This is a genomic window from Aeromonas caviae (assembly GCF_000819785.1).
Lineage (GTDB): Bacteria > Pseudomonadota > Gammaproteobacteria > Enterobacterales > Aeromonadaceae > Aeromonas > Aeromonas caviae.
The window spans coordinates 1-15780 of the sequence record NZ_CDBK01000020.1 but is presented as its reverse complement, the minus strand read 5'-3'; the positions used below and the strand labels follow the sequence as shown (position 1 = coordinate 15780).

The following is a 15780-nucleotide window of genomic DNA, read 5'->3' as shown; positions in this document are numbered from 1 at the left end:
CTCCTTATTGCGCCTGGATTCTGAGTTCTGCACTGGAACGGCTGGTGTGGCCAAGCAGCGATTTGACGTCGCTGGACTTGGGTTTGATCAGCCTGAACTTGGGCACATAGGAGTCGAAGTTGGCCAGGATCTCCTCGGCACGCGAGCTGCCTGTCTCGTTGAGGTGCGCCGTGATGATACCGCGCAGGTGCTCCTGGTGGATGGCCAGATCCGCCACCTCCAGCAGTTCGACCAGCTCGGGGTTGGTGCGCTTGGCAAAGTTGCCGCACTCGTCGAGCACGTAGGCGAAACCGCCTGTCATGCCCGCCGCGAAGTTGACACCGGTCTTGCCGAGCACGGTGACGATGCCGCCTGTCATGTATTCACAGCCGTTGTCGCCAATCCCCTCGACCACCGCCAAGGCCCCTGAGTTGCGCACCGCGAACCGCTCGCCGGCGGTCCCTGCGGCATAGAGCTTGCCGCCGGTGGCGCCATAGAGGCAGGTGTTGCCGATGATGGCCGCCTCGTGGGATTTGAACGCCACGCCGACGTGGGGTTTGATCACCAGCTTGCCGCCGGTCATCCCCTTGCCCACGTAGTCGTTGGCATCCCCGGTGAGGATCATCTCAAGGCCACCGGCGTTCCAGACGCCGAAGCTCTGGCCGGCGGTGCCGTTGAAGTGCACCTTGACCGGATCGGCCGCCATGCCCTGGTTGCCGTGGCGCTTGACGATTTCGCCGGATAGACGCGCACCCACGGAGCGGTCGGTGTTGCGGATGTCGTAGCGGAACTCGCCGCCACTCATGTTTTCCACCGCGTCCAGCAGGTCTTCCACCATCTTGAGGTTCAAGGGCCCCTTGTCGAAGGTGGGGTTGTGCTGCTGGCTGAACAGACTGGAGCCTGCCGGTGCAACCGGGGCCGCCAGGATGCCGGACAAGTCCAGCTTGGCCTGACGGGCGGTGAGGCCGGGCAGGGCTTCCAGCAGGTCGGTACGACCGATGAGGTCGGTGAGCTGGGTGACGCCCAGCTCGGCCATCAGCTCGCGCGTCTCCTCGGCGATGAACTTGAAGTAGTTCATCACCATTTCCGGCAGGCCAGTGAAGTGTTCGCGGCGCAGCTTCTCATCCTGGGTGGCGACGCCGGTGGCGCAGTTGTTCAGGTGGCAGATACGCAGGTATTTGCAACCGAGTGCCACCATGGGGCCGGTACCGAAGCCAAAGCTCTCGGCGCCGAGGATGGCCGCCTTGATGATGTCCAGACCGGTCTTGAGACCGCCATCCACCTGCAGGCGCACCTTGTGGCGCAGGCCGTTGGCCACCAGCGCCTGCTGGGTTTCGGCCAGGCCCAGCTCCCAGGGGGAGCCGGCGTATTTGACCGAGGTGAGCGGGCTTGCGCCGGTGCCGCCGTCGTAGCCGGAGACGGTAATGAAGTCCGCATAGGCCTTGGCCACGCCACAGGCGATGGTGCCGACGCCAGGTTCGGACACCAGTTTCACCGACACCAGGCAGTTCGGGTTGATCTGCTTGATGTCGAAGATGAGCTGGGCCAGATCCTCGATGGAGTAGATGTCGTGGTGCGGCGGCGGTGAGATCAGGGTCACGCCGGGCACCGAGTAGCGCAGCTGGGCGATTTGCGCGGTGACCTTGTCACCGGGCAGCTGGCCCCCTTCACCGGGCTTGGCACCCTGGGCGACTTTTATCTGCACCACGTCCGCGTTCATCAGGTAGTGAGGGGTGACGCCAAAGCGACCGGACGCCACCTGCTTGATGCGAGAGTTCTTCTCGGTACCAAAACGCTTGGGATCTTCACCGCCTTCGCCGGAGTTGCTCTGACCGCCGAGGCGGTTCATGGCGATGGCCAGGGCCTCGTGGGCTTCAGGGCCGAGGGCGCCGATGGACATGGCCGCGGAGTCGAAGCGGGGGAACAGCCTGGCGGCTGGCTCCACCTGATCCAGCGCAACCGGGGTGGTGCCCTGTTTGAGCGACAGCAGATCCCGCAGGGTCGCCACCGGCCGCTCGTTCACCAGACGGGCATACTCCTTGTAATCGGCGTAGTTGCCGGAGCGCACCGCCACTTGCAGGGTCTGCACCACGTCCGGGTTGTAGGTGTGGTACTCGCCACCGTGGACGAATTTCAAGAGGCCGCCCTGGGTCAGCGGCTTGCGGCCGAGCCAGGCCAGACGGGACAGATTGATCTGATCCTGCTGGATGTCGGCAAAGTCGGCACCCTGGATGCGGCTCGATACGCCGCGGAAGCAGAGTTCGACCACAGCCTTGGAGAGGCCCACCGCCTCAAACAGCTGGGAGCAGCGGTAGCTTGCCACCGTGCTGATGCCCATCTTGGACATCACCTTGTAGAGGCCCTTGTTGATGCCGTTGCGGTAGTTGAGCATGGCCTGGCGCAGGCTCATCTTGAGCACGCCCTCTTCTACCTGCTTGGCGAGGGTCTCGTAGGCGAGGTAGGGGTAGATGGCGGTGGCGCCAAAGCCCAGCAGCACGGCGAAGTGGTGCGGGTCGCGCACGCTCGCGGTCTCCACCAGGATATTGGCGTCGCAGCGCAGGTTGTTGTCCACCAGGGTACGCTGCACCGCACCCACCGCCATGGCGGCCGGGATGGGCAGGGTATCAGGGCTGATGTCCCGGTCTGACAGTACCAGCAGGACGGCGCCGCTGCGGGCCGCTTCAGCTGCCTCGTGGCAGAGACGCTCAAGGGCAGCCTGCAGCCCCTCTTCGGGCAGGTAGTTGAGGCTCAGCACCGCATGGCGGTAGTGCTCCCCTTCCAGGGCCAGCAATTGATGGAAGTCGGAGTAGAGCAGGATCGGCGACTGGAACAGCACCCGGTGGGCGTGACCGAAGGTCTCGTTGAACACGTTCTGTTCGCGGCCGATACAGGTGGCCAGGGACATGACGTGATTTTCCCGCAGGGGATCGATGGGCGGGTTGGTCACCTGGGCGAACATCTGGCGGAAGTAGTCGTACAGGGTACGCTGGCTGGAGGAGAGCACCGCCATCGGGGTGTCATCCCCCATGGAGCCCACCGCCTCCTGGCCATTCTCGCCGAGCACGCGGATCACCTGATCCAGCTCTTCAAAGGAGTAGCCGAACAGCTTCTGGTAAGTCTTGAGCCGGTCATCCGGGAATTCCCGCGATCCCGTGCTGGCATCGTCCATCTGCTCGAAGGGCACCAGACGCTTGCAGTGCTTGTCCATCCACTGCTTGTAGGTGTGACGGCTCTTGAGATCGTCGTCAATTTCGAAGCTGGTCCAGATCTTGCCGTTGCTGGTATCGACCACGAACAGCTCCCCCGGGCCGACACGGCCCTTCTCCAGCACTTCGTCCGGGGTGTAGTCCCAGGTGCCCACTTCGGAGGCCAGCGTGATGAACTTGTCCTTGGTGATGACGTAACGTGCCGGACGCAGACCGTTTCTGTCGAGTGCGCAGGTAGCGTAGCGACCGTCGGTCATGACGATGCCGGCCGGGCCGTCCCAGGGCTCCATGTGCATGGAGTTGAAGTCGTAGAAGGCGCGCAGGTCGTCATCCATGTTCGGGTGCTTCTGCCACGCAGGCGGGATCAGCAGGCGCATGGCACGGAACAGGTCCATGCCGCCGGCCAGGAAGAGATCCAGCATGTTGTCGAGGCTGGAGGAGTCCGACCCCGTGGTGTTGACGAAGGGGGCGGCCTCTTGCAGATCCGGGATCAGCGGGGTGGCGAACTTGTAGCTGCGCGCCTTGGCCCACTGGCGGTTGCCGGCAATGGTGTTGATCTCGCCGTTGTGGGCGAGGTAGCGGAACGGCTGTGCCAGCGGCCAGCGTGGGCTGGTGTTGGTGGAGAAACGCTGGTGGAACACGCAGATGGCGGCCTGCATGCGGATGTCGGCCAGATCCAGATAGAAGCGCGGCAAATCCACCGGCATGCACAGTCCCTTGTAGACGGTGACCAGGTTGGAAAGGCTGACCACATAGAAGTAGTCGTCGCTGATGCGCTTCTCGATGCGGCGGCGCACGATATAGAGGCGGCGCTCGAGATCCTTGTCGACCCAGCCCGGGGGCGCGTTGACAAAGACCTGTTCAATACTGGGCAGGGACGCCTTGGCGATGGAACCGAGTACGTTGGTATCGATGGGCACCTTGCGCCAGCCGACCAGACTCAGGGTCTCTCTTTCCAGCTCCTCGTCGATGATGTCGCGAGTGGCCTGGGCCAGGATGGGATCGGGGTTGAGGAACAGCATGCCGACCGCGTAGTTGCGGCCCAGGTGCCATCCCTTCTCTTCGGCGACCGCTCTAAAGAAGCTGTCGGGTTTTTGCAGCAACAGGCCGCAGCCGTCGCCGGTCTTGCCATCGGCGGAGATACCGCCGCGGTGCTGCATGCGAGCCAAGGCTGACATCGCGAGACGGACAAGCTTGTGGCTGGCTTCCCCTTCCATGTGGGCCAACAGGCCGAAGCCACAGTTATCCCTCTCCAGCTTTGGATCATATAGTGACATTGCATTTCTCCCTTGCTCGGCCTTCCATCGCACTGTCATCAACAGACTGCATAAATTGCGATTGGCTCTTGTGGTTCCGTCCGCCTGAGGTGGCGAATCTCCAAACTAATGGGATTTTCGGGCAAGGTCAATTGGACATCCCGCTTGTTTGCAATGTTACACCGCCATAACAAAATGTGGGTTTTTGAGACTCAATCAGCATTTTTGTGTATTTATAACTGCTTTTTATTTATTTGTTGGTTTTATATTCTGGTTATGGACGGTTTAGTGGTTGACTGCATGGTGGCGGGAAACTGTAGTAATTTTACAATGTCATCTCTGGTGTGCTTGGCGGGGATCACATTTCAGGATCCTGCGTCTTGCATTTGTCCATAAGCAGACTAAACAGGATTTTTTCAGTAGTTACAGCCGGTTATGGGCGAGAGGTTATGGCACTTTTCTCCAGGTGGCAGGAGTGACAGGTTGTCAAAAGTGACCGTGAATGCTGACTGTTGGGTATTTATCGCATCTAACGTGAATATTTATATGATTTTTGGGTAGAGAGCGGGATTGATCCAGCGCAGCCTGCCCGCCGGGCTGCGTCGCTAGAATGACACCTCATTTCGGAGGTGTCATGCAGTTACACGAACTCATCAATACATTTGGCCAGGATCTCAAGCAGCGCCACGGCCAGAAGATCCACAAGCTCTCCATCCATGGGGCCTTTACCTGCCCCAACCGGGACGGCACCCTGGGGCGGGGTGGCTGCACTTTCTGCAATGTCTCCTCCTTTGCCGACGAGTCGGCCCAGCAACTCTCCGTGGTGCAGCAACTGCTGGCACGCCGGGACGAGGTGACCCGGGCCAGGCGCTATCTGGCCTACTTTCAGGCCTATACCAGCACCTATGCCGAAGTGGAGTACCTTCAGCGCATGTATGAAGAAGCCTTGTCGGTGAGCGACATGGTGGGGCTCTGCGTCGGAACTCGCCCTGATTGTGTACCCGATGCGGTGCTGGATCTGCTGGCAGGTTATCAGGCCCGCGGCTACGAGGTGTGGCTGGAGCTCGGGCTGCAGAGCGCCAACGACAAGACGTTGCAACGCATCAATCGGGGCCACGGCTATGCCGCCTATGTTGACGCTGTAACCAGAGCCCATCTGCGAGGCATCAAGGTGTGTGCCCACCTCATCGTTGGCCTGCCCGGCGAGGTGCCGATGGACAGCCTGGAAACCCTCCACCGTATCGTGGAGACCGGCGTCGAGGGGATCAAGCTTCACCCACTGCATGTGGTGGAGGGGAGCACTCTTGGCAAGGCGTGGCAGGCGGGACGGCTGGATGTGTTGACGATGGAGCAGTATGTGGCGGCGGCGGTCGCCATGATCCAGTACACGCCTCCCGAGGTGGTCTATCACAGGGTCTCGGCGTCGGCGCGCCGCCCGACCCTGCTGGCCCCCGCCTGGTGCGAGAATCGCTGGAGCGCCATGACCGCCATTGCCGCGGCGCTGGCACGCTCAGGCCCTCAGGGACACTGCCTGGGACGCCCTTTTTCTCTCCCTTCCACAGGCGAGTGCCAACTCTAATTTCGTCAAAAAAACAGTGGGTTATTAGATGAAATTCAGTCTTTGGAGTATAGTTTCGTTCAAGTCACCTTGATAAGATGGTCGGCTTGAAAAAAGATATAGTTATCAATAACTCTTTGCAGTTTGTATACCGGGCGGGCTTTCTTCATACCGGGTGGCATATTTCTTGGCAACATCAGGTGCCCGGCATGTCCCCTCCGTTTCCGGCATGAAAATCTGTGAGGGAGGCGAGACATGCAGTGTCCCGGCTCTGTGCGCTAATCGGGTTGTGGGTCTGGGTGGCGAGGTCTGTTCTGTTTTTCCGGATCGCCGCCGGGCTTTGGATATTCGGCCCCGAGACAACCTTCTGAATCATGTTTGATGGGATGCTATGCAAGCAGAAACCAGCCATATAGATGAACTGTTGGAGTGCCTGGTCTTTTTGACCCGCTTTTACGGGGTGCCCAACAGTCAGGATGCTCTCACCACCGGCTTGCCACTGGTCTCCGGGCGTCTCAGCACGGCGCTCTTCAGTCGTGCCGCCGAGCGGGGCGGTCTCTCTGCCCGCGAAGTGATCCAGCCCCTTGAACAGATCTCCTCCCTGCTGCTGCCCTGCGTCTTGCAGACGCGCAATGGCGGCGCCTGCATCTTGCTTGAATGGAATGAAGAACGGACCCAGGCGAGGGTCATCTTTCCCCAGGCCGGAGACGCGGCCCAATGGGTCAGTCTTGCCCAGCTTGGTGACGAGTACAATGGTCGTCTGTTCTACGTCAAGCGGCAGTTCAAGTTTGATGAGCGCTCGCCCAAAGTGCTGGAGACCCGTGATGGTCACTGGTTCTGGAGCACCTTGTTCGAGTCCCGCGGTATCTATCGGGATGTGCTGGTGGCCTCGATCCTCATCAACCTGTTTGCCATCGCCAGCCCCCTGTTCACCATGAACGTCTATGACAAGATTGTGCCCAACCTGGCATTCGACTCCCTCTGGGTGCTGGCGGTTGGAGCCATGGTGGTGTTCACCTTCGACTTCGTGATGCGCCAGCTGCGCAGCTACTTCATCGATATTGCAGGCAAGAAATCCGACGTGCTCTTGTCGGCCAAAATCTTTGCCAAGGTGATGGGCATGAAGATGGAGTCCAGGCCTGCGTCGACCGGTGCCTTTGCCAAGCACTTGCAGGAGTTTGAATCGGTGCGCGAGTTTTTCACGTCGGCCACCGTCTCCACCCTGATCGATCTGCCGTTTGCCATCTTCTTCCTCTTCATCATCTGGATTTTCGCCGGTGTGATGGTGGTGGTGCCCATCATCGCCATCCTGATCCTGGTGGCCTACAGCTTCTACATTCAGGCACCGCTGAAGCAATCCATCGAGGAGGGCTCCCGACTCGCCTCCCAGAAGAACGCCAATCTGATCGAAAGCATCTCGGGCCTTGAGACCGTGAAGATTTTCGGGGCCGAGAGCATGTTCCAGCACCGCTGGGAGCAGGCGGTGTCCCACATCTCGACCTGGGGCGTGCAGACCCGGCGCATCACCAACTCCATGTCTTCTCTGGCGAGCTACATCCAGCAGGTGGTGACAGTGGGACTGGTGATCGTCGGTGTTTACCAGATCTCGGAAGGATTGGTGACCATGGGGGGCATGATAGCGGCCGTGATGCTGTCGAGTCGGGCCATCGCCCCCATGGTGCAGCTCTCGGTGCTTTCCACCCGCTACAACCAGGCCAAGTCGGCGCTCGAAATCCTGGAGAAGATCATGATGACGCCGGGTGAGCAGGAGGAGGGCAGGCAGTACATCCACCATCCGGTCATCCAGGGGCGCATCGAGTTTGAAAATGTCTCCTTCAAGTATCCGGGCATGGAGAGCAGCACCCTGCACAACATCAACCTGCGCATCGAGCCGGGTGAGAAGGTGGCCATCATCGGGCGCATCGGTGCGGGTAAAACCACGCTGGAGAAATTGCTGATGGGCCTCTATCGCCCGACTGACGGCCTGGTGCGTCTGGACGGCTTTGAGCTGGACCAACTGCCGCCGACCATCATTCGCCGCAACATCGGCTGTGTGCCGCAAGATGTGACCCTCTTCTTTGGTTCAGTTCGAGACAACATCATGCTGGGCAATCCCCTGGTGGACGATGCCCGTGTCTTGCGCGCAGCCAAGCGGGCCGGGGTCACCAACTTTACCAACCGGGATCCCAACGGTCTCGACAGACAGATTGGCGAAGGGGGACGTCAGCTCTCCGGTGGCCAGCGTCAGTCCATCCTGCTGGCTCGCGCCCTGCTCAACGATCCCCCCATTCTGGTGATGGACGAGCCGACCTCCAACATGGACAACCAGTCAGAGATGCACGTGAAGCAGGAGCTGGCGCGGCTCGGCCCCGAAACCACCCTTATCCTCATCACCCACAAGACCTCCATGCTGGATGTCGCTTCCCGGGTCATCGTCGTGGAGCAGGGGAAGATAGTGGCGGACGGTCCCAAAGAGGTGGTGTTGCAGCAATTGAAGGAAGGCAAGGTGCGGGTGCAGGAGACGGCGAATGGCTAACCACTGGTTCAAGAAAACGCCCTCAGATACGGTCTTGCCTGCACCCGAGCATCTCGAGTACGTGGATGACGGCGCCGCCGCCGTGCTGCTGACGACACCCACCCGTGCCAGAGTCCTGCTGTGGGCCTGCTTCCTGTTTTTTGTCAGCGCCATCGTCTGGGCCGCCTGGGCAGAGCTGGATGAAGTGACCGTCGGCCAGGGCAAGGTGATACCGTCGCGCCAGTTGCAGGTGATCCAGAACCTGGAAGGGGGGATCGTCAAGGAGATCTTCGTCAAGGAGGGGGACATCGTCGAGAAGGGACAGCCACTGCTGCGCATCGACGATACCCGCTTCAAGTCGGATTTTCGCGAACGGGAGCAGGAGCTGGTCACCCTCAAGGGGGATATTGCCCGCCTGCGCGCCGAAATTCGCAGCGTGGTGGTCAAGAACGAGCCCAATCTGGGGTGGCGTGAACAGGTAGCCATCGACAAACAGGCCATCGAGTTCCCCGAAGGGTACGAGAATGTATTTGCGGAATATGCCGCCCGTGAAAGATCGGTGCAGGAGGCGCGGTTAAACAACCTCAAGAACCAGCTCTACATCCTGGGACAGCAGATCGAGCAGAAAGAGCAGGAGACCATAGAGCTCAATGCCAAGATCCGGACCGTGGGCCGCAGCGTTGATCTGGCTCGTCAGGAGCTGAACATCAGCCGTCCTCTCGCAAAAGAGGGTATAGTTCCTCAAGTGGAGCTAATTAAACTGGAGCGGCAGGTCAACGAAATGCAAGGGGAGCTGGAGGCGAACCGCCTGCTGGTGCCCAAGCTCAACTCGGTACTGCGGGAGACCATCTCGAAGCGAAATGATATCGCCCTGAAATTCCGGGCGGACTCCCAGACCGAGCTGAACGAACGTCAAGGCAAGTTGAGCCAGTTGTCAGAGGGTCAGGTCGGCCTCAGGGACAGAGTCGATCGTACCAGTGTGATTGCGCCTCTCAAGGGGACCATCAAAAAGCTCAAGATTAATACGCTGGGTGGGGTCGTTCAGCCGGGCATGGACCTGATGGAGATAGTGCCGCTGGAAGACACCCTGCTGGTTGAAGCCAAGGTGTCGCCCAAGGACATCGCGTTCCTCAGACCCGGACTGGAGGCCGTGGTCAAGATAACTGCCTATGATTTCACTATTTATGGAGGTTTACATGGCAAGGTTGAACAGATAAGTGCCGACTCAATCCAGGATGAGGAGGGCAATTCCTTCTATCTGGTGCGAGTACGAACCGAGAAGAGTTATCTGGGCGATGAGCTTAACGCACTTCCCATCATCCCCGGTATGTTAGCCAGTGCAGATATTATTACTGGTAAAAAAAGTGTCCTAGACTACTTGCTGAAACCCATCTTGAGGGCTAAGCAGTCGGCACTGAGAGAACGATAAGCCAACAATCTAAAAACAACATGACTGGAGATACCATGAAGAAGACGATTGTTGCCATGCTGGTTAGTGGCACCATACTGTTCCCGGGCCTGAGCCAGGCACAGACGCTGGAACAGTCAGTGGCGCAGTCACTGGCTACCCATCCGAAAATCAAGGAAGCTTTTGATCTCTATCAGGCACGACTGTATCAGCATGATGGAGCCAAGGGCGGCTATTACCCCACCATTGATCTGCGTGGTGGCGTCGGTTACGAGAAGACTGACAGTCCCTCGACCCGTGCCGCAGGTCCGAATTCACAGACGATCGATGACTCCATGACGCGCAAGGAGGCCGGGATCAGCCTTCGCCAGATGCTGTTTGACGGCTTTGATGTCAGCAGCAACGTGGCACGGACCGATGCCGCCGCCCAGGCCCAGCGCCTGGCGATGATCTCCGAGGCGGAGAACACGGCCCTGCGCGTGGCCGAGGTCTATCTCAACATGCTGCGTCAGCAGGAGATCCTGGAGCTGTCCAAGCAGAACCTTGAAACCCACGAGCAGATCCGCAGTGACATCCAGAAACGGACCGACTCCGGTCTGGGGTCGACCGCTGACCAGACCCAGATCGACGGTCGTGTGGCTCGGGCTTACTCCAATCAGGCGGCGGCGGAGAACAACTATCGGGATGCCGAGAGCGAGTTCATCCGTGTCGTCAATGAAGTGCCCAAGGATCTCGTTCAGCCCGTACCGAATACCCAACTCCTGCCCGCAACACTGGAAGATGCGCTGAAGACGGCAACAGAGGTTCACCCGACCCTGCTGTCATCCCTGCAGGACATCGAAGAGGCGAAGTACCAGCATGAAGGCTCCAAGTCCGGGTTCTACCCGAACGTAGCCTTTGAAGTGGATCAGAACTGGAACGAGGACATCGATGCGGTCAAAGGCCGTAACGACGATCTCACCGCCATGGTCCGGATGCGTTACAACCTGTTCCGCGGTGGGTCCGATCTGGCAGAAAGCAAGGCAACCTCAGCGCTCTATTCCCAGGCCAAAGACATTCACATGAATGCCTTCCGTCAGGTGGAAGAGGGGACCCGCCTCGCCTGGAACGCCAAAGAGTCGCTGGCCAAGCAAAAAGTCTTCCTCAAAGAGCACGTGGACGCCAGCTATGACACCGTACAGGCCTACAAGAAGCAATTCGGCCTGGGCCAACGGACCTTGCTGGACGTGCTGAACACGGAGAACGAACTGTTCGAGGCTCGCCGCAGCTACATCACGGCCGAGTACGACTCCCTGTTGGCAGATTATCGTATCCTCAATGCCACCGGTGGTCTGCTCAATGCCCTGAATGTGCAGCAACCGGCTGAATGGCAGGCCAACAACAACTGATGGCCCTGCCACTGATGTCATATCAGGCAAGGGGAATGGCTGCAGCGTGCTGCAGTCATTCTTTTATGCGTCCGGCGGTCAGGGGATGATGGCGGCGTCATGACCCAGAAAGAAGTGGCATCGACAGGCTGCAGCCGACGTGATGGGTATCGAGCTGTCGCAGGTGCACGTGCGCCCTGGCGGGTTCGCCTGCTGTGGCTGGCCCTGCTGGCGATCCCCCTGCTGCTCAGCGCCAGCCAGCCTCTCTCACCGGAGGATATGAAACTGGTCAAGCGCGCGGAGGAGACCTATGGCCCCAGGGCCGGCAAACGGGTCACCAGCTGGCGCACTTTGGCAATGCAGAACAAGGCGGCGGGGCTGACGGATCGGCAGAAGCTGGAGAAGGTGAACCAGTTCTTCAACCAGATGCGTTTCATCGATGACATCAAGTTGTGGCACAAGAAGGATTATTGGGCGACACCGCTGGAATTTCTGGGCGCAGCGGGGGGAGATTGTGAAGACTTCAGCATTTCCAAGTATTTTACCTTGCTGGAACTTGGCATCCCTGATGAAAAAATGCGAATGGTATATGTCAAGGCATTGGATTATAACCAGTTTCATATGGTCGTTGCCTACTATGAGACGCCTGCGGCAGTACCCCTGATTCTGGACAATCTTGTCGGCTCAATTCGCCCGGCGACCCAACGGGCGGATTTGTTGCCAATTTACAGTTTTAACGGTAGTCACTTGTGGCTGATGAAGGCGCGTGGTCAAGGGGAACTGGCCGGGCAATCATCCCGCTTGGGATTATGGACAGACTTACGCAATCGCATGACATCGGGGCGATTGGCTCGGCCTGCGGTCAATTTGGATGATTAACCTATGACGCTCTACAGACAACTATTGGCAACCATGCTGCTGCTGTTCGGATTGCTGTTTGCCGCCACCTACTGGGTGCAATTCAATTCGACCCGCAACTACCTGGCGCAGCAGCAGGAGACCACCGTCATCAATACGTCCACCGCACTCGGTCTGGCGCTGACCCCCTATCTGGAGAACGGCGACAAGGTCAGTGCCGAATCCGTGATCAAGGCGGTGTTCGACGGAGGTTACTACAAGCTGGTTCGTCTCGATCTGCTGGCCTCCAAGGATGTCATCGAGCTGGAGAACAGCAGCCATATCGAAGGGGTCCCACAGTGGTTCATTGGGCTGGATCTGTTCCCTGAAGTGGCCAATGAATCGATTTTGACGTCGGGTTGGCTGCAACTGGGCAAGCTGAAGGTCGTCGGCCACCCTGGACAAGCCTACTACGAGCTTTGGAAAGGAATGAGCGAACTGGCCACCTGGTTCCTGGTTGGCTTTCTCGTCACCACTCTCTTGCTGATGCGGGCGCTCAATTATCTGCTCAAACCGCTCAAGCTGATTTGCGATCAGGCGGTTGAAATCGAGCTGCACCATTTCGGCCACGCCATTCCCGAGCCCAAGACCCGCGAGCTGCGGCAAGTGGTACAGGCCATCAATACCCTTTCCAGCAAGCTTGCCGTGCAGTTCAAAGAGCAGGCCGACGAGGCCGAGAACCTGCGAGCCCGCGTCTATGTGGATGCCGTCTCCGGGCTTGGCAACCGCTCTTACTTCGTCGGGCAGGTCAATGCCTGGATTGCGGAGGCCGGGCAGGGCGGGGTCATGCTGGTGGCCGTCGACATGCTGGACGATCTCTATCGGGAAGAGGGCTTTGCTGCAAGGGACAACATGGTGAAGTCCATTGCACAGGTGCTCAGGGAACTGCTGGATGGCTGGGATGGCGCGGCACTGGCCCGGATCTCGGCGACGGAGTATGCCTTGCTCTGCCCCACCGATGATTTCTCTCAGCTCAAGGAGCTGGCGGAGCTCATCAACAGCCGTATCGCCGATCTGGTTGTCAATCCCATGGGGGAAAGCGGTGCGCTGTCCGTCGTCGGCATCGCCGGCCGTGATGGCAATGACGATCTCTCGGCCCTGCTGACGAAGGCGGATAACGCCCTTGGCAAAGCGCGCAATGAGCGGCGCGGTGCCGTCGTGATGGAAGGCGGCAATGAGCAGGGACTGATGGGACGCCTTGCCTGGCGAGACCTGGTGCAGGATGCCATTGCCAGACATCTCTGGCGCTTCAAGGCACAGCCTGCATGTCGCTTCGATGATGGTACCCGCCTGCATGCCGAGTTGTTCGCGGCCATCTCGCGAGATGGAACGGATTACTTCGCAGGGCAGTTCTTGCCTGCGATCGAGCAGTTCAAGATGGGGGCCGAGTTTGACAAGGCGGTGCTGGAAGCCTGCGTCCCCTTGTTCAAGCAGCAACCGGAATTGGTGTTGGCAGTCAATATCACGGCGGGTTCTCTCTGTTCGGATGAGTTCCTGACATGGCTCAGAGGCTATCTGTCGCTGAACGTGGAGCTGAAGGAGCGACTGCTGTTCGAGATCCCGGAAGCGGCCATCATGAAACACAAAGAGTATGTGACTCATCTGGTTGAGCTGTTGCGAGAGCACGGCTTCTTGTGGGGGGTCGATCACTATGGCCGGCACTTCCAGTCCCTCGGCTATCTGGAAGAGCTGGCCCCCGCTTATGTCAAGGTGGACCACGGGTATACCAGCCAGGTCATGGAACCAGGCGCCGATACCTCCTTCCTGGCGGCTGTCTGTCGGGCTGCCCACAATGCGGGTGTCACGACCATCGCCACCCGGGTGGAAGATAAACGGCAGGTTGAATTGTTGTCCGGTTTGCATATCGATGGTTATCAGGGGTTCGTTCACCCTGCATTTCCACTGGCATAAGCGGTACAACTCGATAGAAAGGGGCCCATTAAGGGCCCTTTTTTATATCTGTTTAGAATATGTACATCATTTTTACGCGACATATAGGTAATATCACTAAAACTCGCGCTGTTACTTAATTGATTTTTATATGTAAAAAATGTTCGTTCGATTCGCTGCATCGGATGAAGTCAAAGAGACTCAACCCTGTACATTTTTGCAACGGAAGCAGGACGGGGGCGTATCTAGAGTGTAGGCATCAAGATCTGTCACCCTGGAGCAATGGATATGCGCACCCAAATCATCGACAAAACCGTGGTCGTCTCTTCCGTAGAAGGCAACGTTCAGATCCTGCTTGCCGATGGCAGCAGTCGTCCTCTCCAGCCTGGCGAGATACTGCAGCCTGGCGCCAGACTAAATATCGCTGATGATGCCAAATTGATGCTGGCGCCCTACGATGACAAACCTGCAGCGGACAATGGTGTTCCGGCAGGGGCAGAGATGCCTCCAGAGGGGCAATCTTCCTCATCGGTTGCTAATCATCAGCAAGGCTCGCCTGAAGTGTCGCCAGAAATTGCTGCGTTGCAACAATCCATCCTGCAAGGGGTTGACCCGACCAAGAACTTCGAAGCCTCTGCTGCCGGTGGGGCACCTGCCGCCGGTGGTGGTGGCGGTATCGGCGGGGTCGCTGGGGCCAGTGGCAATGGTGGTTTTGTTGTCATAGACCGCATCGGAGATGCGACCATAGCCGAGGCCGGATTCGATACCGGCTATGACACGTTGATCGATCAGAATGTGCTGCAGGAAGACGATCTTCTGCCCGAGAATCAGCTCGATGATCAGGATGAGTCTGCTGTTACCCAGGAAGATCAGGCCATCAGTGGCAATGTGCTCGACAACAGCAACAATCCGGATGGTCCCCTTGATTCGTCTGTCATTTCCTATAGCTGGGGCAGCAATCAGGGAATTGCTGCTGGCGTTGAGAGCACGCTGGATGGGATTGGTACGCTGATCATCAATGCGGACGGCTCCTATACCTTTACCCCCGCGCTGAACTACACAGGCCCCGTACCTGCGGTCAATTACACCGTAACGGATGGGGATGATACCAACGACTCCACTCTGACCATCACCATCACCCCTGTAGATGAGCCTGTCTCGCTGAATGGATTGCAGGTCGAGGGTGGTGAGCTTGTCCTTGATGAAGCCGCATTGCCGGATGGCTCAGCCCCCGATGGCGCCGCCTTGACCAAGAGCAGTACCTTTACATTCAATGCGGCAGATGGAGTACAAAGCCTGACGCTGGGAGGTGTGACGCTGATCAGCAATGGCCAGGTCTTGACCACCTTCCCCCAGGGGATCCCCAGTCCTTTGGGAAATCAACTGCTGGTGACCGGCGTCAGCTACAACCCGGTGACAGGGGTTGGCAGCGTGACCTACAGCTACACCCTGAACGATAACGAAACACATAACAAACCTGCAAATGATGGGGCTCTGACGGAGAGCTTCAACGTCGTGTTGACGGACCTCGATGGCGACACGACCAGTGCAGGGCTGGATGTCGTGGTGCTGGATGACGTGCCGACGGCGGTGAGCGACGTCAACCTGACGGTGGCGAGCGAGAACAACCTGGTCCTCAATGGCAACGTCATCACCAACGACGTGCAGGGGGCGGATGGCGCGGCGGTGACTGCGGGCACCCTG

General features: G+C 58.8%; 8 protein-coding genes. 7 read left to right on the top strand and 1 reads right to left on the bottom strand.

Features of this window, described 5'->3' with window-relative positions; genetic code table 11:
* Nucleotides 1-4: 4 nt before the first annotated feature.
* Entirely contained in the window at nucleotides 5-4462 is a 4458-nt protein-coding gene (gene gltB, locus BN1120_RS02905) for a glutamate synthase large subunit (protein ID WP_042014659.1), read from the bottom strand.
* A gap of 613 nt (nucleotides 4463-5075) precedes the next feature.
* Between gltB and mnmL the strand changes: the two genes are divergently transcribed.
* The 7 genes from mnmL to BN1120_RS02870 form a co-directional block, all read left to right on the top strand.
* Nucleotides 5076-6020, top strand: coding sequence for a tRNA modification radical SAM protein MnmL/YtqA (gene mnmL, locus BN1120_RS02900; RefSeq protein ID WP_042014656.1), 945 nt, complete (start codon nucleotides 5076-5078; stop codon nucleotides 6018-6020).
* Between the two features lie 370 nt (nucleotides 6021-6390).
* Nucleotides 6391-8535 (top strand): type I secretion system permease/ATPase, encoded by a 2145-nt coding sequence (locus BN1120_RS02895; RefSeq protein WP_039040368.1) that lies wholly within the window; start codon nucleotides 6391-6393, stop codon nucleotides 8533-8535.
* Complete coding sequence (locus tag BN1120_RS02890; protein ID WP_010675165.1) at nucleotides 8528-9943, top strand: HlyD family type I secretion periplasmic adaptor subunit; 1416 nt, start codon at nucleotides 8528-8530, stop codon at nucleotides 9941-9943. The genes BN1120_RS02895 and BN1120_RS02890 overlap by 8 nt, the downstream gene beginning before the upstream one ends.
* Before the next feature lie 35 nt (nucleotides 9944-9978).
* Complete coding sequence (locus tag BN1120_RS02885; RefSeq protein ID WP_010675164.1) at nucleotides 9979-11310, top strand: TolC family outer membrane protein; 1332 nt, start codon at nucleotides 9979-9981, stop codon at nucleotides 11308-11310.
* A gap of 99 nt (nucleotides 11311-11409) precedes the next feature.
* On the top strand, nucleotides 11410-12168 hold the full coding sequence (locus BN1120_RS02880; RefSeq protein ID WP_223952717.1) for a transglutaminase-like cysteine peptidase: 759 nt from the start codon (nucleotides 11410-11412) through the stop codon (nucleotides 12166-12168).
* Between the two features lie 3 nt (nucleotides 12169-12171).
* Entirely contained in the window at nucleotides 12172-14097 is a 1926-nt protein-coding gene (locus BN1120_RS02875; protein ID WP_042014654.1) for an EAL domain-containing protein, read from the top strand.
* Between the two features lie 267 nt (nucleotides 14098-14364).
* The coding region (locus BN1120_RS02870; RefSeq protein ID WP_236727604.1) for a retention module-containing protein at nucleotides 14365-15780 on the top strand (1416 nt) is incomplete at its 3' end.

Coding starts and splice junctions, on each gene's coding strand:
- gltB (WP_042014659.1), bottom strand. CDS start 4,462: ATGTCACTATATGATCCAAAGCTGGAGAGGGATAACTGTGGCTTCGGC.
- mnmL (WP_042014656.1), top strand. CDS start 5,076: ATGCAGTTACACGAACTCATCAATACATTTGGCCAGGATCTCAAGCAG.
- BN1120_RS02895 (WP_039040368.1), top strand. CDS start 6,391: ATGCAAGCAGAAACCAGCCATATAGATGAACTGTTGGAGTGCCTGGTC.
- BN1120_RS02890 (WP_010675165.1), top strand. CDS start 8,528: ATGGCTAACCACTGGTTCAAGAAAACGCCCTCAGATACGGTCTTGCCT.
- BN1120_RS02885 (WP_010675164.1), top strand. CDS start 9,979: ATGAAGAAGACGATTGTTGCCATGCTGGTTAGTGGCACCATACTGTTC.
- BN1120_RS02880 (WP_223952717.1), top strand. CDS start 11,410: ATGACCCAGAAAGAAGTGGCATCGACAGGCTGCAGCCGACGTGATGGG.
- BN1120_RS02875 (WP_042014654.1), top strand. CDS start 12,172: ATGACGCTCTACAGACAACTATTGGCAACCATGCTGCTGCTGTTCGGA.